Annotated in this window: 20 protein-coding genes; 19 read left to right on the top strand and 1 reads right to left on the bottom strand. The window is 33.3% G+C overall.

Translation table 11 applies throughout. From position 1 onward, the window contains the following. The first annotated feature begins 353 nt into the window (after positions 1 to 353). The 15 genes from cdaA (at position 354) to DW1_RS12045 (ending at position 15150) form a co-directional block, all read left to right on the top strand. The gene (cdaA, locus tag DW1_RS12115; protein WP_074350888.1) at positions 354 to 1175 is read left to right on the top strand and encodes a diadenylate cyclase CdaA; all 822 of its coding nucleotides are present in this window, start codon (positions 354 to 356) and stop codon (positions 1173 to 1175) included. Further along, positions 1168 to 2391, top strand: a complete 1224-nt coding sequence (locus tag DW1_RS12110) for a CdaR family protein (RefSeq protein WP_074350887.1) — start codon at positions 1168 to 1170, stop codon at positions 2389 to 2391. The genes cdaA and DW1_RS12110 overlap by 8 nt, the downstream gene beginning before the upstream one ends. A gap of 116 nt (positions 2392 to 2507) precedes the next feature. After that, positions 2508 to 3596 (top strand): butyrate kinase, encoded by a 1089-nt coding sequence (gene buk, locus DW1_RS12105; RefSeq protein WP_200800524.1) that lies wholly within the window; start codon positions 2508 to 2510, stop codon positions 3594 to 3596. After that, positions 3589 to 4494: a phosphate butyryltransferase gene (gene ptb / locus DW1_RS12100; protein ID WP_200800523.1), complete on the top strand. Its 906-nt coding sequence runs from the start codon at positions 3589 to 3591 to the stop codon at positions 4492 to 4494. Before buk (DW1_RS12105) ends, ptb begins: the two co-directional genes overlap by 8 nt. 11 nt (positions 4495 to 4505) lie before the next feature. Continuing rightward, positions 4506 to 5579, top strand: coding sequence for a butyrate kinase (gene buk, locus DW1_RS12095; protein ID WP_074350885.1), 1074 nt, complete (start codon positions 4506 to 4508; stop codon positions 5577 to 5579). Positions 5580 to 5595: 16 nt separating this feature from the next. Then, entirely contained in the window at positions 5596 to 6270 is a 675-nt protein-coding gene (locus DW1_RS12090; protein WP_074350884.1) for a nucleotide-binding protein, read from the top strand. 119 nt (positions 6271 to 6389) lie between these two features. Then, entirely contained in the window at positions 6390 to 6620 is a 231-nt protein-coding gene (locus DW1_RS12085; protein WP_074350883.1) for a 4Fe-4S dicluster domain-containing protein, read from the top strand. A 20-nt stretch (positions 6621 to 6640) separates the two neighbouring features. Continuing rightward, positions 6641 to 7702, top strand: a complete 1062-nt coding sequence (locus DW1_RS12080; protein ID WP_074350882.1) for a 3-methyl-2-oxobutanoate dehydrogenase subunit VorB — start codon at positions 6641 to 6643, stop codon at positions 7700 to 7702. Next, a complete protein-coding gene (locus DW1_RS12075) occupies positions 7702 to 8448 on the top strand; it encodes a thiamine pyrophosphate-dependent enzyme (RefSeq protein WP_074350881.1) in 747 nt (248 codons plus the stop codon). Before DW1_RS12080 ends, DW1_RS12075 begins: the two co-directional genes overlap by 1 nt. 1 nt (position 8449) lies before the next feature. After that, on the top strand, positions 8450 to 8989 hold the full coding sequence (locus DW1_RS12070; RefSeq protein WP_074350880.1) for a 2-oxoacid:acceptor oxidoreductase family protein: 540 nt from the start codon (positions 8450 to 8452) through the stop codon (positions 8987 to 8989). Positions 8990 to 9324: 335 nt separating this feature from the next. After that, entirely contained in the window at positions 9325 to 9996 is a 672-nt protein-coding gene (locus DW1_RS12065) for a cysteine hydrolase family protein (RefSeq protein WP_074350879.1), read from the top strand. Positions 9997 to 10675: 679 nt separating this feature from the next. Then, the gene (locus DW1_RS12060; RefSeq protein ID WP_074350878.1) at positions 10676 to 11641 is read left to right on the top strand and encodes a P1 family peptidase; all 966 of its coding nucleotides are present in this window, start codon (positions 10676 to 10678) and stop codon (positions 11639 to 11641) included. 455 nt (positions 11642 to 12096) lie between these two features. Then, on the top strand, positions 12097 to 13443 hold the full coding sequence (gene glmM, locus DW1_RS12055; RefSeq protein ID WP_074350877.1) for a phosphoglucosamine mutase: 1347 nt from the start codon (positions 12097 to 12099) through the stop codon (positions 13441 to 13443). A 93-nt stretch (positions 13444 to 13536) separates the two neighbouring features. Beyond that, positions 13537 to 13857 (top strand): putative heavy metal-binding protein, encoded by a 321-nt coding sequence (locus DW1_RS12050; RefSeq protein WP_074350876.1) that lies wholly within the window; start codon positions 13537 to 13539, stop codon positions 13855 to 13857. A gap of 189 nt (positions 13858 to 14046) precedes the next feature. Continuing rightward, a complete protein-coding gene (locus DW1_RS12045) occupies positions 14047 to 15150 on the top strand; it encodes a C39 family peptidase (protein ID WP_074350875.1) in 1104 nt (367 codons plus the stop codon). Positions 15151 to 15207: 57 nt separating this feature from the next. Here the strand turns inward: DW1_RS12045 and DW1_RS12040 are convergent, their stop codons facing one another. Then, the gene (locus DW1_RS12040; protein WP_074350874.1) at positions 15208 to 15921 is read right to left on the bottom strand and encodes a cysteate racemase; all 714 of its coding nucleotides are present in this window, start codon (positions 15919 to 15921) and stop codon (positions 15208 to 15210) included. 405 nt (positions 15922 to 16326) lie between these two features. Here DW1_RS12040 and DW1_RS12035 point away from each other — a divergent pair, with 405 nt between their 5' ends. The 4 genes from DW1_RS12035 (at position 16327) to asnB (ending at position 21835) form a co-directional block, all read left to right on the top strand. Continuing rightward, positions 16327 to 17079, top strand: a complete 753-nt coding sequence (locus DW1_RS12035; RefSeq protein ID WP_074350873.1) for an OmpA/MotB family protein — start codon at positions 16327 to 16329, stop codon at positions 17077 to 17079. Positions 17080 to 17244: 165 nt separating this feature from the next. Next, the gene (locus DW1_RS12030; protein WP_074350872.1) at positions 17245 to 18435 is read left to right on the top strand and encodes a carboxylate--amine ligase; all 1191 of its coding nucleotides are present in this window, start codon (positions 17245 to 17247) and stop codon (positions 18433 to 18435) included. A gap of 30 nt (positions 18436 to 18465) precedes the next feature. Continuing rightward, positions 18466 to 19950: a UDP-N-acetylmuramoyl-L-alanyl-D-glutamate--2,6-diaminopimelate ligase gene (locus DW1_RS12025; protein ID WP_074350871.1), complete on the top strand. Its 1485-nt coding sequence runs from the start codon at positions 18466 to 18468 to the stop codon at positions 19948 to 19950. Positions 19951 to 19984: 34 nt separating this feature from the next. Further along, positions 19985 to 21835 carry an asparagine synthase (glutamine-hydrolyzing) gene (gene asnB / locus DW1_RS12020; RefSeq protein ID WP_074350870.1) on the top strand — a complete coding sequence of 617 codons (1851 nt, stop codon included), beginning with the start codon at positions 19985 to 19987 and terminating at the stop codon, positions 21833 to 21835. Positions 21836 to 22205: the final 370 nt, after the last annotated feature.

The following is a 22205-nucleotide window of genomic DNA, read 5'->3' as shown; positions in this document are numbered from 1 at the left end:
AGAGCACATTGGTAGATAAACTCAGATTTGGACTTAAGAGAATAGAAGTTATAGCTTATATGGGTTAGTTAAATAGTATTGATTCGGATAAAAATATGAAATATTAACCCTTGAAACACTAAAAATTGCATACTATAAAAAAGGGAAAAGTAGATAAATGTAGAATATTGATAAATATAGAATATTGATGAAATATTTTTGTCGAAGAATTTTATATCGAGCTCAATCTAATAATATGCGAGTTTTATATAAATTTCTTATACTAGTATTCAAACACTATTTAAATAAGAATTCACTTATTATATAATTATTATTAGGACTAACTGTTTAAATATTATTTTAGAGGTGTGAAAATGCAAGATTTTGCCAATTTATTTTACAATATAAGGCTTAGAGATGCTATAGATATTTTAATAGTTGCATATGCATTTTATAAGATATTTATGCTCATTAGAGAAACTAGAGCAGAGCAGCTTATAAAGGGTATTGTGTTATTATTCGTAGCTACAAAGATAAGTGAAGTATTAGAGCTATATACTGTATTCTGGATACTTGAGAATACCATGACAGTAGGGGTTATAGCTTTATTAATTGTTTTCCAGCCAGAGCTAAGAAGAGCACTTGAGGTATTAGGTAGGACTAGGTTTTTTACAAAATCGTTAATTGAGGTTAAAAGCGAAGAGCTAGATATGATATCTGATGAGATAGTAGAAGCTGTAGCATCTCTTTCTAGACAAAAAATAGGTGCTTTAATAGTATTTGAAAGAGAAACAGGGTTGAATGAAGTTGTTGACACTGGTACAAGAATTCATGGTAAGGTATCAAGCGGACTTTTAATTAATATTTTTATACCAAACACACCTCTACATGACGGAGCAGTTATTATAAGAGAAGATACAGTTAAAGCGGCAGGATGTTTTTTACCCTTAACAGACAATATGAACTTAAGTAAAGAAATAGGAACTAGACACAGAGCAGCACTAGGCATAACTGAAAGATCAGATAGTATTGCCATAATAGTATCTGAAGAAACAGGAATAATTTCAGTAGCTGAAAATGGGATATTGACTAGATATTTAGATATAAAAGCATTAAAAGAAATATTAGTTAATATGTATAAACCTAAGACTCCAAAGCCAAATCTGCTGACTAAATGGAGGAATAGAAATGAATAAGGCGAAGAAAAACAATATTACAATAAAAATTCTTTCATTATTAATAGCTTTTTTTATGTGGACTTATGTAATGAATGAAGTTAACCCACGAACCACTCAGCCTTTTTCTAATATTAAGGTAACGTATTTAAATCAAAATTACTTGTCTGAGGCAGAGTTAGAGTTAATGGAGCCAAAAGAAGCTAAAGTAACTGTGAAATTAGCAGGTAGAAGAAGTGACATAAAAACTATAAATCCTAATGATATCATAGTACAGGCTGATTTATATGGATATCCGGAAGGAATGAGTAGAGTACCTGTTGAAGTAAAAGTTCCTGAAAATGTGACAGTAGAGTCTGTGAGCCCTCAGTATATACAACTAAAGCTAGATAGTATAATAACTAAGGAATTTAAAATATCCTTAAGAACTACAGGTAAAACTGAAGAAGGCCATACTCCAGGGGATGTGGATGTAAGACCTAGTACTGTGTTGATTAAAGGGCCACGAACCTGGGTTAATTCAGTAGACAAAGTAGTAACCATTCTAGACCTAACTAATGTAAATTCGGACATAAAAACTAGTCGACCTGTCAGAGTATTAAATGACAAAGAGGAAGAGGTTAGAAACATAACAAAAGAACCAAGTACTGTGGAGATAACTATGCCAATCTTAGGCACTAAGTCTGTACCTATTAATCCAAGGATTAAAGGCACTCCGTTAGAGGGGTATAGTATTACAGATATTCAGATGAATCCTACTAGTGTTTTCATAAAAGGAAGAAAGGAAATAATTAAGGATATTGAATTCCTTGAAACAGATACATTAGATGTAGAGCTCATAAGTAAAACAAAGGAAGTTCCAGTAAATATTGTGTTGCCAGAGGGTGTGGAGCTAATGGATGTTGATCTAAGCCCAATGGCAAAGATAAATGTAGAAAAAATAATTGAAAAGGATGTTGAACTGGATACAAGCAAGTTAACCTTCATTAATCTAGATACTAACCATGTTATAGACAAAGATAGCCTTCCTGAAACAATAACAATCACTATTAGAGGAACAGAGAGCAAAGTAGAAGCACTAACGGATAGAGATGTTACATTCTATTGTGATTTATCAGGACTAGAAGCAGGAAACCACGATGTAAATATAAAAGTTATACTGCATGAGGATATAGAACTTATTCAAATAGTTCCTGAAGCTATTCAGGTGACCATTCAAGATCAAGATGAAATTTAACTATTTTTTAATAAACTTGCAAGCATACATTAAATAAAGTTATTATAGTAGGAGCGGGACTAATTTTAAATAAATCTGCTCCTATTATACTGTAAGATTTAAAGGGGGAAAGGGTGTTGAGAAAATACATTTTAGCAATTAATCCTGGTTCAACAAGTACAAAGGTAGCTTTGTATGACGGAAAGGAAAAGGTTTTCACTAATAAAATTGAACATCCAAGGACTGAACTTGATAAATACCATAATATTATAGACCAATATGATTATCGTTTAAACCTAATAGTTGAATGGTTAAAAGAAGTTGGAATAAGCACTTCTACTTTAAAAGCCACTGTAGGACGTGGTGGTATGCTAAGACCTATTCCTGCTGGCACCTATTTAGTTACGGATGTAATGATTAAGGATTTAAAAGACTGTGTTGGGGGAGAACATGCTTCAAATCTCGGTGCCATTCTTGCAAAAGGAATTGCAGATAATGAAGGCATTAAAGCTTTTATAGTTGATCCTGTAGCAGTAGATGAGATGGATGATATAGCTAGAATATCGGGAATGCCAGACATACAGAGGAAGTCTCAGCTACATGCATTAAATATAAAGGCAGTATCTCATAGATATGCCCGTGAAAATAATAGAAATCTTAAGGACATAAACTTAATAATTGCCCATCTTGGTGGAGGGATATCTGTTGCACCTTTAAAAAGGGGACGTACGATAGATGTAAATAATGCAAATGAAATGGGCCCACTTTCACCTGAAAGAACAGGTCAGCTACCAGTAGGAGAGCTTGTAAAGATGTGTTATTCAGGAAAATACACATATAATGAAATAAAGACAAAAATCAAGGGAAGAGGTGGACTTACAGCCTACCTAGGAACTAATGATGCAAAAGAAGCAGAAGAAAGAGCTAAAAATGGAGATGAAAATGCTAAGCTTGTATTTATGGCCATGGCATATCAAATATCTAAAGAAATAGGAGCCATGGCTACAACTTTATATGGCAAGGTAGATGCCATAATATTAACTGGTGGATTAGCACACTCAAAGACACTTACTGATAAAATCCAAAGCATGACAAGATTTATAGCTCCTGTAGTGCTTTATCCAGGAGAAGATGAACTAGAAGCCCTAAATGAAGGAGTATTAAGGGTATTAGAAGGAGAAGAAGTAGAGAAAATTTATGAAAACGAGGTGGAGATCAGTGATTAAGAGCTTTGAAGATGTTTTGAATCTTGCAAAAAGTAGAGGACCAAAAACGATATCCGTAGCAGTAGCACAGGATAAAGAGGTTCTGATAGCAGTAAATGCAGCAAAGGATATGGGAATAATTGAAGCCATACTTGTAGGAGATAAAAGTGAAATAATTAAAATTGCAGAAGAAATTAACATAGATTTAGGGAATTATGAGATTATAGATATTAAAGACCCAATAGAAGCTTCCAGAAAAGCTGTAGAGCTTGTAAGTACGGGAAAAGCTCACATAGTTATGAAGGGTTTAGTGGATACATCGATTATATTAAAAGCAGTTTTAGATGAAGAAATTGGACTTAGAACAGGCAGTATATTAAGTCATGTGGCTGTCTTTAGCGTCGATACATACCATAAGCTCCTTTTAGTTACAGATGCGGCCATGAATATAGCACCTAACCTTGAACAAAAGAAGCAAATTGTAGAAAATGCAGTATTTCTAGCTCATTCTATAGATATAGAAAATCCAAAAGTAGCAGTAGTATGTGCAAAAGAAAAGGTAAATCCGAAAATGCCAGCTACAGTTGATGCAGGACAATTAGTTGAAGCTAATGAAAAAGGTGATATAACAGGTTGTATAGTTGGAGGGCCTTTTGCGCTAGATAATGCCATATCAAAAGAAGCTGCTATTCATAAAGGCATAAACCATCCTGTAGCAGGAGATGCGGATATTATACTCACTCCAAATATAGAATCAGGAAATGTTTTATATAAAGCTCTTGCATTCTTAGCAAAGTCAAAAAATGCTGGTATAATAGTAGGTGCTAAGGCACCGATAGTTCTTACATCAAGAGCAGATAGTGATGAGGCTAAGTTAAACTCAATAGCATTAGGGGTACTAATGGCTTCAAAAAAATAGGGGGGAATAAAATGAATAATTATAAACTACTAGTGATAAATCCCGGTTCTACTTCTACTAAGATAGCTGTATTTTATAATGAAGACCTTGTATTAGAAGAGACATTAAGGCACTCAAATGAAGAATTAGCAGGGTATTCTACTATATTCGATCAGTATCAATTCAGAAAGAATATTATTCTAGATATATTAAAAGAAAAAGGATTTGATATTAATGAATTAAGTGCTGTTGTTGGAAGAGGAGGATTACTAAAACCTATACCAGGTGGAACATATAGAGTTAATGACAAAATGCTTGATGACCTAAGTAAAGGTACTTTTGGAGAACATGCTTCAAATCTTGGCGGCGCAATAGCACATGAGATTGCCTCCCAATTAAATATTCCTTCATTTATAGTAGATCCGGTAGTTGTGGATGAAATGGAGGACATTGCTAGGATTTCAGGTATGCCAGAAATACCAAGGATAAGTATCTGGCACGCTTTGAATCAAAAGGCTGTTGCGAGAAGATTTGCCAAGGATAATGGTAAGGCCTATGAGGAGTTAAACCTAGTAGTAGCTCATTTAGGTGGAGGAATATCTGTTGGTGCTCATAAAAAAGGTAAGGTAGTAGATGTAAACAATGCACTTGATGGAGAAGGTCCATTTTCTCCAGAAAGAAGTGGAGGACTTCCTGTTGGAGATTTAGCAAAGCTTTGTTATTCAGGCAAATACACATTGGCTGAAATGAAGAAAAAGATAAAAGGTTGTGGAGGCCTAGTAGCATATCTAGGAACAAATGATGCTAGAAAAGTATGCGAAATGATAGAAGCGGGGGATGAGAAAGCTAAACTTATATATGAAGCTATGGCTTATCAGGTAGCAAAAGAAATTGGTAGCATGAGTACTGTACTAGAAGGACAAGTAGATGCTATAATATTAACTGGTGGTATAGCATATGATGCTATGTTTACAGCTTGGATTAAGGAAAGGGTAGATTTTATAGCAGATGTAGTAATGTACCCAGGAGAAGACGAACTTATAGCCCTAGCAGAAGGTGGGCTAAGAGTACTTAGAGGAGAAGAACAAGCAAAAGAATACCTATAAATTAAAGGGTGATTTAATGTTAAAAGATAATAGGATAAGAATTATAGTAGGACATTATGGCAGTGGCAAGACAGAGTTTGCAGTAAATTATGCAGTAAAGCTATCAGAGACAGGTAAGAAAGTTATATTAGCGGACCTAGATGTTGTAAATCCCTATTTTAGAAGTAGGGAAAAAACAGAAGACCTTGAGAATTTAGGAATCAAGGTAATAGGTAGCTCTATAAAAGGAAACTCAGTAGATGTGCCTTCTGTTTCGGCAGAAATATATGGACCATTACAAGACGAAAGCATGGAGGCAGTATTAGATGTTGGAGGCGATCCAGTAGGAGCTAGGGCATTAGGTAGATATCATAGTTTTTTTGAGGATGGCAAATATGACATGTTCTTTGTACTCAATGCGTATAGGCCAGAAACTCAAACTCTAGAAAATGTGGAAAAGTATATTAGAGATATAGAAAGAGCTTCTAGGGCAAAGGTAACTGGGCTGATAAATAATACGCATCTACTAAAAAGTACTACACTAGAAGATGTATTATTTGGTCAGAAACTGGTAGAAGAGGTATCAGCTGCATTAAATATACCAGTAAAATATGTATCAGCACTAGAGCATGTGGCAAAAGCTCTTCCACATGATATAGAGGGAGAAATACTTCCTATAAAGCTTTTCATGCGTGAAGATTGGATGTTATAACAAATGTCAACTTTTTAATATAGGTGACTATTATAAACATTTAAGTTATCTATCTATAATATACTATGCTTTATAATTTTCAGTTTTTAGTTCTCAATTATTAAAAAGGGGGGAAAGAAATGGCAAAGGCAAAAGGTAAAGTTACCTTTAATGAGGAAAGATGCAAGGGTTGTGAACTATGTACAACAGTATGTCCTGCAAAAATAGTAGTAATGAACAGAGATAAGATAAATGTAAAAGGTTATCATCCAGCAACAGTCATTGAAATGGACAAGTGTATAGGCTGTGCTAACTGTGCCACAATTTGTCCAGACACCGTAATTACAGTAGAGAGAGAAATGGTTGAATAATTTTAAAGGGAGGGAATCAAATGTCTAAAGTCTTGATGAAAGGAAATGAGGCAGTAGGTGCTGCAGCTATTAAAGCTGGATGCAAGTACTTCTTTGGGTATCCTATTACGCCACAGAATGAAATACCTGAGTTTATGGCTAGAGAATTACCTAAGGTAGGAGGAGTATTTTTACAGGCAGAAAGTGAGATTGCTGCTATAAACATGGTGTATGGAGCAGCTGGATCAGGTGCTAGAGTAATGACATCATCTTCAAGCCCTGGAATTGCACTTAAACAAGAGGGGATTTCATATATTGCAGGAGCAGAGCTTCCATGTGTTATAGTTAATATGGTTAGAGGAGGTCCAGGCTTAGGTGGTATACAACCTTCTCAATCTGACTATTTCCAAGCTACTAGAGGAGGAGGAAATGGAGATTATAGACATTTAGTATATGCTCCAGCCAGCATCCAAGAAGCAGTAGATTTAGTTATGGAAGCATTTGATGTTGCAGACTATTATAGAAATCCAGTTATAGTTCTTGGAGATGGTATGATAGGTCAAATGATGGAGCCTGTAGAATTTAAAGAGCCTAAGAAAAGAGAACTACCACCAAAAGATTGGGCAACAACAGGTACAAAAGGGCAAAGAAAGCCTAACGTAATAAACTCACTTTATATAGAAGCTCAGCCATTAGAAGATCACAACTTAAAGCTAGAAGCTAAATATGCAATGATGAAAGAAAATGAAGTAAGATATGAGGAATATAATCTTGAAGATGCCGAAGTAGTTATAGTAGCATATGGAACAACTTCAAGAATAGCTAAAAATGCCATAGCAAAATGTGCAGAGGAAGGAATTAAAGTAGGGCTTATTAGACCGATTACATTATGGCCGTTCCCAGATGTTGCCTTCGACAAAATAAGCGATAAAACCAAGGCAGTACTTACAGTAGAAATGAGTACTGGTCAAATGGTAGATGATGTTAAAATAGCAGTTAATGGAAGAAAACCTGTTTATTTCTATGGTAGAACAGGTGGTATGGTGCCTACTCCAAATGCTATCGTAGATGAGATTAAGAAAATTGTTGGAGGTGACAAATAATGGCTATAGTATTTGAAAAAACTAAAGGACTTACAGACAAGCCTTTCCATTATTGTCCAGGCTGTACACATGGGATTATTCACAGATTAGTAGCTGAAGTATTAGAAGAGCTCGGAGTTCTAGGAGATACGGTAGGTGTAGCACCAGTTGGTTGTGCAGTTTTTGCTTATGACTATTTTAATGTAGATATGCATGAGGCTGCTCATGGTAGAGCACCAGCAGTAGCTACTGGTATAAAGAGGGTTCTTCCTGATAAGGTTGTATTCACATATCAGGGAGATGGAGACTTAGCTTCTATTGGAGCTGGTGAAATAGTTCATGCTGCACATCGTGGAGAAAAAATAACAACTATATTTGTAAACAATGCTATATACGGTATGACTGGTGGACAAATGGCTCCTACTACATTAGTAGGACAAAAGGCAACTACAGCTCCATATGGAAGAGATGAAAGCCATTGCGGTAGACCAATCAGAATATCTGAGATGCTAGCAACAATAGATGGAGCAAAATTCGTTGAAAGAGTTTCAGTACATGACCCAGCTAATATAAGAAAAGCTAAAAAAGCAATTAAGAGTGCTTTTGAACTTCAATTATCAGGTAAAGGCTTTGGTATAGTAGAAGTATTATCTACTTGTCCAACAAACTGGGGACTTACGCCAGTAGAAGCTCTTGGTTGGCTAAAAGAAAATATGATTCCATATTATCCATTAGGTAATTTTAGAAAACCTGAGGAGGTGGAGTAGAATGGAAGAAAGATTAATAATAGCTGGTTTTGGTGGTCAAGGTGTTATGTCAATGGGACAACTTCTAACATATTCAGGAATGGTAGAAAACAAAAATGTTTCATGGCTTCCATCCTATGGTCCTGAAATGAGAGGTGGAACTGCTAACTGTAACGTAATAGTTTCAGACGACCTTATTGGCTCACCAATAGTTACAGAAGCTACAACAGCAATTATCATGAATAAACCATCTTTAGATAAATTCGAGAAAGATGTTGAAAAAGGTGGAAATATACTAATTAATAGCTCACTAATAGATAGAAAAGTAAATAGAACTGATATTAATGCATATTATATTCCTGCTAACGATATAGCTAATGAACTTGGAAATAGCAAGATAGCTAATATGGTTATGCTAGGTGCTTACTTAGAGCTTACAAAAGCAGTTAAAACAGATTCTATAGTTGAAGCATTCAAAAAAGTATTTGGAGAATCTAAGTCACACTTGATTCCAATAAACCAAGAAGCACTAGAGAAAGGTGCAGAAGCAGTAAGAGGATAAGTAGCTAGATTAATTGGTTTTTTATCAATAGCTAAAGTAGGTATTCAGAATGAATACCTGCTTTTTTCGTCTTTAACATAGCACATAAAAATAACTAAACTCTTAAAAAATATTAACAAGGCTTGACATCTAATAGTCTTATTAATACAATATTACCAATAAATGGTTAAGGGGGTCAAACTAATGACTTTAAGCTATTAACTTAACTTTAATATAAAGGAGTGATCAATCAGATAATTTAAACTAACGAAACATCAAAAAATATAGTCCAAGACTTGATAGACTTTATAGGTTGAATATTAATTGGGAAGAGGAATAGAAGGGGGAAATAACTTATGAACATAACTAAAAATGAAGTATTGACTAATGGGGTTAAGGCGCTAGAAGAGATGATGGGCATGGTGAATCAAGCCCCTGTATTAAACATAGATACATTAAATCCAGAAGAAACTGTTATTGTTATTGTGGATATGGTTAAAGGGTTTGCAATAGAAGGAATACTTAGTAGCCCTAGAATAAATAAACTGATAGAACCAATCGTAAAGTTAACTAAGAAATGCAAGGCTATGGGAATTAAGGTAATTGCTTTTGCAGACAGTCATAGTAAGGACTCTTTAGAACTAAGATTTAGACCAGAACATTGCCTTGAAAACTCTATTGAAAGTGAATTAGTAGATGAAATAAAAGAGCTTGGAGTAGATAGAGTGTTCTATAAAAATTCAACAAATGGTTTTATAACTGATGAATACCTTGAATGGATTAAAACATCAGGATCCAAGTTTAAAAACTTTATTATAGTGGGAGTTTGCAGTGATATTTGTATCTCTCAATATGCGCTTACAAAAAAGGCATATTTTAATGAAAGAAATATGGATTATAGAGTGATTGTATCAATGGACTCCATAGATACTTATGACTTAGGAGCACACAATGCAGACTTAATGAACTTATTTAGCATATATCAGTTAATAGACAATGGAATAGAAGTCGTTAAAATAGTAGAATAAGAGTGGAACTGCTATAATAAAAGGGAGAACTTCTGGGAAGGACAGACTAAATTACCTAAAGGGAAGTTGATAGAGACTTTTTATATAAGATTTTGAAATATGGACACTTTATGTGTCCTTTTTATTTTTAATATAAATCAGAGTGTTTAAAATCTTTAGCATATTAGAGAACTTATTCTGATAAACTTTTACAATATATTTATGTTAATACATTTACAACTAGTATAGTTCATGAAGATATCTGATATTACAAACAAAGGTGTAGGAAATTAACTAGGCTATATTCAGGCTACATCCTTTACTGCATATCTAGAGTTGATAACTATTTTTTAGGTGTATTACTTGAGCATTGTAAAAGTAATTCTAGCGAAAAAAGTTTCAGTAGAATTTTTAAAATTGAATATAATAAGGTGAAAGAGAATTGAGCTAGTTATTTAAATAGATAAAGAATAGAGAGGTAGCAAGATAATGATAGAATGATAAAAAGAAATAGTCCAATCAGAAGAAAATGTAAAACCAAATGTTAAGATATGATTGTTGAAGTATTATAGACAAAATCTCAGAATTATGGGTAAATAGAATAGATGTTCATGATTTTTTGAGTCGTTATATAAGCGGCTTGCAGGTTTTTATTTATTTATCTAGAATTAATCATATATCCTAAATAAGAGGTGATGAAATGAAAGAAATCCAGTTTACTGATATAGGTGGAATAAAAGTAGGTAATGCACAAAATTTTGAGGCTGCTACAGGCTGCACAGTCATAGTATGCGAAAATGGTGCTACTGCAGGAGTAGATGTGAGAGGAGGCTCACCAGGCACTAGAGAAACTGACTTATTGAATCCTGTAAATATGATTCAGCAAATTCATGCTGTCGTGCTTTCAGGAGGAAGCGCTTTTGGGTTAGATGCTTCTTCTGGTGCTATGAAATATTTAGAGGAAAGAAATATAGGATTTGATGTTCAAGTAACAAAGGTTCCTATAGTATGCTCTGCAGTACTATTTGATTTAGCTATTGGAGACTATAAGGTAAGACCAGATTTAAAAATGGGATATGAGGCTTGTATGAATGCAACAGACAAGGAGTGTCCAAATGGGACTATTGGAGCAGGTACAGGTGCTACAGTAGGAAAACTGTTTGGACTTAAAACAGCAATGAAGGGCGGACTAGGTAGCTATGCACTGCAAGTAGGAGAGCTTAAGGTAGGAGCCATAGTAGCTGTGAATTGTTTAGGTGATGTAATAGACCCAGCTACAGGAGAAGTATTAGCTGGCTTATTAAGTGAGGACCTAAAGAGTTTTATAGGTACAGAGAATATGATGATAGCCAACTATGACAGCAAGAAAAACCTCTTTAGTGGAAATACAACTATTGGAGTAGTAGCTACTAATGGAAAGTTCTCTAAATCAGAAATGAATAAAATAGCTTCAATGGCTCATAACGGATATGCTAGAACAATGAGACCAGCTCATACTATTTTTGACGGTGATACTATATTTGCATTATCAACAGGAGATGTGCAGGCTGATATAAGCACAGTAGGCTTTCTAGCAACTAAGGCAATGGAACAGGCAGTTATAAATGCTATAAAGAGTGCAAGCTCTATACATGGAATCAAGTCATATTCTGATATTTTCAAATAGTAAGAGCTTAAATGAAATACTAAGAGAACATTTGCAGGACATGACTGCAATTCTTAGGGAATGAAGATATAAGAACCCTTAAGCTATTAGATTAAGCTAAGGAAAGGAAGTCTGACATTAGGACTTATTACAAAATTAGAGATTTCAGTAGTTCCAATAAGCTAAATAGGTTTGCAAGTTGTAAGATTTTCGTTGGTATGAGTTATAGAATTATTTATCTCCTATTATGAATTTGACCTGATTTGCTTAGTGAATCCTTGTAGTACTATACTTCCCTAAATTTATTTAAGCGTAGTGGACAAAAAACTTGTATAAAGAGACAATTAGACGTGAGTGGGTACTCTATTTAAGTTTCGAGCCTTAAAGTAGCCCAAGACTTACATTTTTTGTTTGTCGCTATAATATAATTATGATATCATTAAAAATGTAACGATTCTATATAGGGAGGATTATTTATGGGTAGACTTTTTGGAACAGATGGAATAAGAGGAGTTGCAAACAAGGAATTAACTTGTGAGCTTGCATATAAAATTGGAAGAGCTGGAGCATATGTATTAGCAAAGGATAAGAAGGATGTAAAAATAGTAGTAGGAATGGATACTAGAATATCAGGAGATATGCTAGAAGCTGCTTTAGTAGCAGGAATATGCTCAGTTGGTGCAGATGTTTTCTCAGTAGGTATAGTACCTACCCCAGCAGTAGCTTATTTGACAAGAGAACTAAATGCAGAAGCAGGAGTAGTTATATCAGCTTCACATAATCCTGTAGAATACAATGGAATTAAGTTCTTTGGAAGCAATGGTTATAAGCTAAACGATGAAATAGAAGAGGAGATAGAAGAATATATTTTAGATGGGAAAGAAGTACCTTTATCTCCTATTGGTGAGGGAGTTGGAAGAAGAATAATAGTAAATAATGGAACGGATATGTATAAGAATTTCTTAAGAAAAAGTATAAATGTAGACTTTAAGGGGTTAAAGATAGCTATAGACTGTGGGAATGGAGCTGCATATAAAGCTGCCCCAGAGCTAATAGAGGAATTAGGTGCAGATATAGAGGCTATACATAACCAACCAAATGGAGTAAATATAAATGTAAACTGTGGTTCTACTAGACCTGAAGAGGTTCAAAAGCTTGTACTTAGTACAGGAGCAGACATAGGAATATCTTTTGATGGAGATGCAGACAGACTTATAGCTGTTGATGAAAAAGGAAATGTAGTAGATGGCGACCATGTTATGGCTATTTGTGGTATTCATTTAAAAAATAAAGGAAAACTTAAGCAAGACACAGTTGTAGCTACAGTAATGAGTAATATGGGATTGGATATTTGCTTGAAAAAAGAGAATATTAATATTGTTAAAACTAAGGTAGGAGACAGATATGTAATAGAAGAGATGCTAAATAATGGATATTCTCTAGGTGGTGAGCAATCAGGGCATATTATATTTCTAGAGCATAATACTACAGGTGATGGTTTACTAACGGCCTTGCAGCTTATATCAGTTGTTAAAGAAACTGGTAAAAAGCTTTCGGAGTTAGCAGAAGTTATGAATTCGCTACCACAGGTTCTTGTAAATGCTAAAGTAAGCAATGAAAAGAAAAATGCCTATATGGAAGATGAAGTAGTGAGAAAAGAAATAGAAAAGCTTGAAGAAAAATTTCATGGAGAAGGTAGGGTACTCATTAGACCTTCAGGTACTGAGCCCCTAGTTCGTGTTATGATAGAAGGAAAAAATCAAGAAGAGATAACAGATATGGCAAGAAGCCTAGCAGATCTTATAGAAGAAAGACTTAATTAGATTTAAGATAAAATATTTCTTAGCTGAAGTCCCTGATGTTTTTTATAAAAAGCTCAAAACCTACAAGGTTAAAAATAAAAAGGAGGCTAGGGTATGATAATAACTACGACACCTAATGTAGAAGGAAGAAAAATAAGAGAATACAGAGGCATAGTTTTTGGAGAAGTTATATCAGGGGTTGACTTTATTAAGGATTTTGCTGCAGGTCTTACAAACTTCTTTGGAGGTCGTTCTCAATCCTATGAAGGAGAGTTAATTAGAGCTAGAGAGGATGCATTAAGAGAACTAGAGAAGAGAGCTTCTGCTCTAGGATGTAATGCTGTAGTAGGAGTTGACGTTGACTATGAGGTATTAGGTCAAGGTGGAAACATGCTTATGGTCACAGCCTCTGGAACAGGTGTAGTGCTAGAATAATAATCAATATGAAATTAGGATGAGAACAAAGGTCATAGTTCAATCAGACAAACAGTCTATTAGAACCATGACTTTTGCTTTTACCTAATATATCTAAAGACAAAAGCCCAAATCTATGATATAAATAAGTTGCTAAGTAAAACTTATATAATTCTATATCAAAATAAATTTTTATCTAAGGGGGCGTATATGAAAAAAATGACTAGAAGAAAACAAAAGAGAAGAAAGCTGTTTCGTGTTATGTTTAGGATGCTGATATTAACGTGTATTGCTATCGGTATAGTTAAAATTGTAGGTATCTTTAGCAAAGATACTGAAGTACCTGGTACTGAAATACCTATGGATATAAAGATTCCTTTTATTAAGAAACAAGGAAAGATTACCATAAAGAATATAGATATTGATAATCAGATTCCTATAAAAAACAGTCAATTTACAGTAATAAATACAGATACAGGTGAGTTAGTTGGTAAAATAATTACTGATAAAAATGGGGTGGGAACCTCAGATTTATTAGATTATAATAATATATATGAAATTAAGTGTGCTGAACCACATCCATATTATCAAAAAAGTATGGATGATACTTTGATTTTAGAGATAAGTCAAGAAAACCATGAGCTAATTATAGAAAGCAAAATTCATGAACATATAAAACATGTTAAAAGTTCTGAAGATGGGGATGTTGTTATAGAGGAGGTATATATTGATGTACCAACTGTTATGCAAAATCCTGAATTACCAAACGGTTGTGAAATCACCTCACTAACAGCAGTATTAAATTCTAAAGGCTACAATGCTGATAAGCTCGAAATGGCTGATGTATACTTACCTAAGGAAGCATTTTATAGAAAAGATGGGAAGCTTTATGGAGCTAATCCCTATGTGTCATATGCAGGAAATCCAAGAGAAAAGAGCGGATTTTTTTCCTATGCACCTCCTATTATAGAAGCAGCAAATCTCTATTTGGGTACTGTTGAGGGAAAAGAAAATCCTATTGATATAAGCGGAAGTACAAGAGAAGAAATTATAGAATATTTGAATCAAGGTAATCCTGTAGTTATTTGGGTAACCCTAGATTTAAGCAAGCCTAAATTAAACTACTCTTGGCATTTAACTGATACAGGAGAAAAAATAGATATGCCTATTAATCTACACTGTGTAGTGCTCAATGGCTATGTAGATGATAATGTTCATGTCATGAACCCGTTAAAAGGACAGGTATTATATAATGCAGATGAATTCTTTCAGAGTTATGTAGAATTAGGAAGTCATGCTTTGGTTTTACAATAATAAATAAAGTGTTTTATGTAATAATAAATAGCCAGAGAGAACTATGCTTCTCCCTGGTTATTTATTACCTAAGCCCTTTGCAATTTCAACTGATTTTTTAGCCATAAGAGTTAAAGGATCTATTAAAGGTATGTCTATATCTGATTGATCTAGCACTATGCTTATTTCTGTACATCCTGCAATAATAGCTTCAGCACCTCTGTTTTTTAGCCTCTCTACAATTTCCACCAGATATTCTCTTACTTTTCCTGTTCTATTTCCCGCTTTTACACCTTCTTTACCATAAATAATCTCCATAACATATTCTCTTTGTTCTACTTCAGTAGGAATAATAATTTCTTTATCAGCTAATAATTTCTGGAAAAGATTTGTTTTTATTGTTCCTGAAGTGGCTATGACACCGATTTTATTAATATTTCCAAGGTGTTTATTCATATATTCCTTAGTAATTTCTAGTGCATTTAAAATCGGAACACTAATCTCTCTCTGTATTTCTTCAAGAAAGTAATGAGAGGTAATACAGGGAATGATTATAAAATCTGCACCTGAGTTTTGTAAATTAGTGGCTGTTTTAACTAACTCTGAAATCGGACTAACAGAGTTACCTAATATAGCAGCAGTACGATCAGGTATTTTTGGATTGTTATCAATTATTATTCTAATATGCTCATTGTCACATTTTGCATTAGTATACTTTATGATTCTATCAAATAAAACACATGTTGCATCAGGTCCCATTCCGCCTAATATTCCAACTATCTTCTCTTGCAATTTTCTCACTCCAATTTCTACATTTATAGGTCTGATTAAGATTATCAAATTCTAGGAACATAAAAGATTATAACTTTTATTAATGAAGTTTATACTTAAAATAGTTTTTACTTGACAACTTATATATATATCACAGATTTTTTGCTTTGTCTTTATTTTTTTATTGAAATTCTAGAAACTTTTAAGTGATTGTAAAAGAGAAATAGGTATAAAGTAGGTAGTTCTAGCGTTAGCATTGCCTATTATCTTGAAATAATGTTAGAGATATATTATAATTAACTAAATATGATTATAGGCAAATTTCATGATAATAAGACAAAAATTATATTTAATAATTTTATTATAACAATTTAACAGTGGTAAGAGAAACACTTTAATCAAAAAATAGAAAAGGGGAGATTATTAGTGAGAAGAACAAGGGGAATCAATGAAGAGAAAAAAGGTGCACCAGAATGGATGACTACCTATGGAGATATGGTAACGCTTTTACTTTGCTTTTTTGTTCTATTATTTTCATTCTCTTCAATTGATGCTCAAAAATTTAGGGAAATAATGAATTCTTTCAGAGGCTCTTCGGGAGTACTAAGTGGAGGAGAGACTATTAGAATAAGTGATGATGGATTTGAACAAAAAACTAGAGGATATTTTGAAAGTGAAGATTATAGAGAGAGATCTCTTCTAGAGCTTCAAGGTATTGCAGAAGACTTAAAACAGCATCTTAACGAACAAGGTTTTGATGATCATATTAATATTGAATATAATGAAAATTATGTTAGACTTAATTTCTTAGATGGAGTATTATTTGATCCCGGAAAGGCTACATTAAGAGAAGATGCAATACAAATCTTAGATTCAGTTGGAAGCAAACTTTTACAATATAATAAAAATAGAATTAAGATTGAGGGACATACTGATACAGTTCCTATGAATTCGTTTCAGTTCCCAAATAACTGGTATCTATCAGCTGCTAGAGCTATTACCGTAGCTGAATACTACATTAATGAAATGGACTTTGACCCACAGAGATTATCAGCAGAAGGGTTTGGAGAATATTCCCCTATAGCAACAAATGATACTGCAGAGGGAAGAATGAAAAACAGGAGAATAGAGATTAAGATTTTAAGTAGTATATATCAAGAAGCTGGTAGTGAAGATTAATATAGGTTTAATAGTAGTGTCTATATGCATATAAGCTGTTGAATTTAAAAGAGATTTTAAAGTAAGGTGCTTTCTGAAATACATATGATTTTGTAGTCTTAAAATTGTAGCAATTTCAAACGTTTATTTATAGATAAATTATTAACTAGACAAGAAGGTGTTTATGTGAGAAATAAAGCAGTAGTTTTGGGAACAAATTATTATATTGCTCTAAGTGCAATTAGATGCTTAGGTATACACGGGATAGAAGTAGTAGCTATGGATTATTCAGAAAAAGGCACTTATGCTGCTAAATCAAAATACCTTTCAGAAAGATTAATTGTACCTCATTACAGGAATGAGTCAGAAAAATTTGTAAAGTTTTTAATAGACTATGCTAAAAAACAGGATTATCCCCCTGTCCTCATACCATGTCATGACTTGCAGGTAGAAGTTATAGATGAACATTTGGAGGAACTTAAGAAGTATTATCTCATACCTCAGACTGAGCCAGGTTTATGGACAAAGGTCATGGACAAAGCCTCTCTTTATGAATTAGCATTAGAACATGGAGTTCCAGTGCCAGAAACAGTTAAGATAGATGAGGAGAACTTTTTAGAAAAGGTTGAGAGTATGATTAAGTATCCTTGTATTGTGAAACCAGTAGAATCTCCTTCATTTGTTGCTGTATTCAGAAGAAAGCTTTTTAAGGTTCATAATAGAGAAGAGTTAGAGGAAGCTATAAGAAAAGCAAAAGATGCAGGATTAGAAGTTATAGTTCAAAGAATTATTCCGGGCTTTGATGATCATATGTATACCTTTGATGCATATTTAAATCAAGATGCAAAAGTAACTCATTGGTCTACATGTCAAAAATATAGACAGTTCCCTATTAACTTTGGTGCCTCTGTTTACACTGGTCATAAATATGTACCAGAGCTTTATGAAATAGGAGCAAAGTTCTTTGAAGGAATAAAATATAAAGGCTTTGCTGAGATAGAGTTTAAAAAAGATTCTGAAACAGGGAAGTTCTATATGATAGAAGTAAATGCTAGAATAACAAATTTCAATAATCTTTTATATAAACTTGGATTAAATATACCTTATATTACCTATAGAGAAATGATTGGAGAACCATTAGAACCAAAGTCATTTAAGGAAGATCAGAACTTAGTGTTTTGGTACGCTTATGAGGATCTATTAGCTATTAGGGACTATATAAAAACAGGTCAGCTAACATTTGGTCAAATTTTCAAATCCCTATTCAGGCCAAAAGCCTATGCAATATGGGACTGGAAAGATCCTATGCCAGCTTTCTCATATGCCGGAATAATAATGGGTAAAATATTTAAGAAGATTTTTAAAACCAAAGATTAAATTTAACTACTCCCTAGGAGGTATGTGATAATGCTTTTAGCTGAAGTGATTAAAGAACTTGATTATATAGAAATAGTGGGAAACATAAATAAAGAAGTTAGTGGTATAGCTTACAATTCTAAAGAAGTAGAGGATGATTTTATCTTTGTTGCTATACAAGGTTTTACTGTAGATGGGCATAACTTTGCTAATATGGCTCTAGAAAAAGGAGCTAGCGCATTGATAGTTGAAAAAGATGTAGATGTAAGTACAGATGATATTACTATTATAAAAGTTAAGAATTCTAGGAAAGCCCTAGCAAAAATATCCTCAAATTTCTATGATAATCCTACTGGCAAAATTAATTTAATAGGAATAACTGGAACTAATGGTAAGACATCCACATCTTATTTTATTAGGTCTATATATGAACATGTTAATAAATCTATGGATCTAATCGGCACTATTGGGTGCATCATTGGAGATAAGCAAGTAAAAACGAATAATACTACTCCAGAGTCACTTAACCTACAACAGATGTTTTCGGAAATGGTAAGTATCAATACTGAAAATTGTATTATGGAAGTATCATCACATGCACTAAGTCTTGATAGAGTAGCAGAATGTGATTTTAATATAGGTATATATACAAATCTTACACCGGATCATTTAGAGCTTCATAATAATATGGAAGAATATTTTAATGCCAAGGCAAAATTATTTAAGATGACTAAAGATTTTAACATTGTAAACATAGATGATGAGTATGGTAAAAGGTTAGTAGAAGAACTCAAGGATTCTAAAGTCAAAACCATAACATATGGAATAGATAATAAAGCTGATGTTTATGCAACAGATATTTTATATGATGCAGAGTTCACTAAATTTACAGCTAATACACCAAAGGGTAGCATTGAAATCAAGGTTAATTTTCCTGGTAATATTTATGTATACAATAGCTTAGCGGCTATAGCTTGTGCATATTGTAACAATATAGACCTAGAGAATATTAAGACGGGAATTGAAAAAGTAAAGGATATAAAAGGGCGATTAGAGGTTGTATATAAGGACAAAGATTATAAAATAATCGTAGACTTTGCACATACTGAAGATGGCTTGGAAAAAGCCATAAAAGCTGTTAAGCCCTTTACAAAGGGAAGGCTTATTTTAGTTTTTGGTGTTTATGCAGCTCCAGGGGAAAAAGGAAGAGCTAAACGATATGCCATGGGCAAAGTAGCTGCTAAACATGCAGATATTGCAGTTGTAACATCTGATAACCCAAAAGAACAAGACCCTAATTCTATCATCAAAGAAATTGTAGAATCTATAAAAGAGCATAATGGCACTTATGTATCCTTTGTGGATAGGAAGGAAGCAATTAAATACGCTATAGAAATAAGTAAAAAAGACGACGTCATATTTATAGCAGGTAAAGGCCATGAGACTTCGCAGAAAATAGGGAAAATAGAAGTGCCTTTTAATGAAAAAGAAATAATTGCAGATATTATGAAAAATAATAGAAAGAAGACAAGCTAGAATAAACCTAGATTAGAGAAAGAGGGTGATGGAAATGTGTGGTTTTGTGGGTTTTGCTGATACTACATTAGCTATGGAGAGAGAAGAAATCATAAGGGATATGATGGATACCATAATCCATAGAGGTCCTGACAGTGGAGGAGTGTTCACTGATAAAAGTGTTACATTTGGTTTTAGACGACTTAAGATAATTGATTTGTCAGAGGAAGCAAGTCAGCCAATGTATAACGAGGATAGAACTCTTGTTATGGTTTTTAATGGTGAGATATATAATTATCAAGAGTTAAAAAGCGAGCTTCAAGAGAAGGGACATATTTTTAAGAGCAATACAGATAGTGAAGTTATTATACATGGATATGAAGAATACGGTTCAGACATAGTTCATAAAATAAGAGGAATGTTTGCCTTTTCAATATGGAATATTAAAAAAGAAGAAATGTTCTTAGCTAGAGACCATTTTGGTATAAAACCATTATATTATACTCAAAACACTAAGGATAATTCATTTATTTTTGGTTCTGAAATAAAGTCATTTTTAAAGCATCCTTCATTTATTAAAGAGCTGAATAAGGAGGCACTAAGACCTTATCTTACTTTTCAGTATCCAGTTCTGGATGAGACATTTTTCAAAGGTGTATACAAGCTTAAGCCAGCTCACTATATGATGTATAAAAAAGGGAACATAGAAATAAAACGTTATTGGGATCCAATGTATGATGAAAAGGAAAACAGTCTAGAGCACTATGTAAATAAAATAAAAGAAATTGTAGCAGAATCAGTTAAATATCATAGAATTAGTGATGTAAGTGTAGGTTCATTTTTATCAGGTGGAGTAGATTCAAGTTATATTACCTCACTCCTTATGCCGAATAAGACTTTTTCAGTAGGTTTTAGTGATTATGAAAAAATATTTAACGAAACTAATCTAGCCAAGGACTTGTCAGATATGCTTGGTATAGAAAATCATAGAAAATTCATATCAGCAGATGAAGCTTTTGAAGCCTTATCAACTATTTTATACCATATGGATGAACCTCAATCAAATCCATCAGTTGTACCTCTATATTTTTTGTCAAAGCTTGCAAGTGAGCATGTAACAGTAGTATTATCAGGTGAAGGTGCAGACGAATTATTTGGAGGATATGCTTGGTACGAGACAACACCAACAATGGCAAAATACAAGAAACTACCGTATTTTATTAGGCGTCCAGTTTCACTAATGTGTAAGTCTCTACCTAGGAATAGGATAACTAACTTCTTAGTAAAAGGTGGTCAAAAGGTAGAGGAATGGTTTATCGGACAGGCTAAGGTTTTTGAAGAAGCTCATGCGCTAAAAGTATTAAAGGATGAGTTCAAAAAAGGCCCTTCAGTTCAAAGTATTACGAGTAAAGTCTATGATAAGGTTAGAAATCAAAATGACGTTACTAAAATGCAATATCTTGACATGAATTTATGGATGCCTGGGGATATTTTATTAAAGGCTGACAAAATGAGTTCAGCCCATTCAATAGAACTTAGAGTTCCATTTCTAGATAAAGAGGTCATGGCATTGGCTTCTCAAATACCTGTAAAATATCGTGTAAATATGGAAAACAGCAAATATGCACTAAGAATTGCTGCAAAGGATACATTACCAAGTGAGTGGGCAAATAGAACTAAGGTAGGATTTCCAGTACCAATTAGACATTGGTTAAAAGAAGAAAAGTATTACAATATGATAAAGGAAATGTTTAAGTCAGATATAGCAAAGGAGTTCTTTAACACTGAAGAGATTTTGAAGCTAGCTGATGAACACTATACAGGTAAAGCAAATCATGCTAGACAGATTTGGACTGTATACGTTTTTCTTGTATGGTATAAAAGGTTTTTTATAGAATTAAAATAAATTATATCTTGTGAAAATGCATCAATAGATTATTCCTATTTGATGCATTTTGCATATATAAAAATAGGCTCTTTGTCAATAGCTGGAGGCTAATTTTTTAATTCCACTCCATTACTAAATTCTACCCTAATTTAATAAAATAATAGATTCAGACAAAATAATGTTTATTATAGAACCATTATTCTACCAGATACTTTTAAATAGACAAATTTTTAACATTATGATATGATTAAAATGTCTGAATTAAGAGAAACTTCTCTTAATGAAGTCTAAAAAACAATTGTTACTGACACTGAAATTATATTGAAGTGAAAGATACAATGATCCAATATGAAATAGGATAGTTGCGTCTTTTAGACGCTTTTTTTAT

The sequence above is a fragment of the Proteiniborus sp. DW1 genome, from assembly GCF_900095305.1.
GTDB lineage: Bacteria > Bacillota > Clostridia > Tissierellales > Proteiniboraceae > Proteiniborus.
This window is presented reverse-complemented; position numbering and strand designations above follow the sequence as displayed.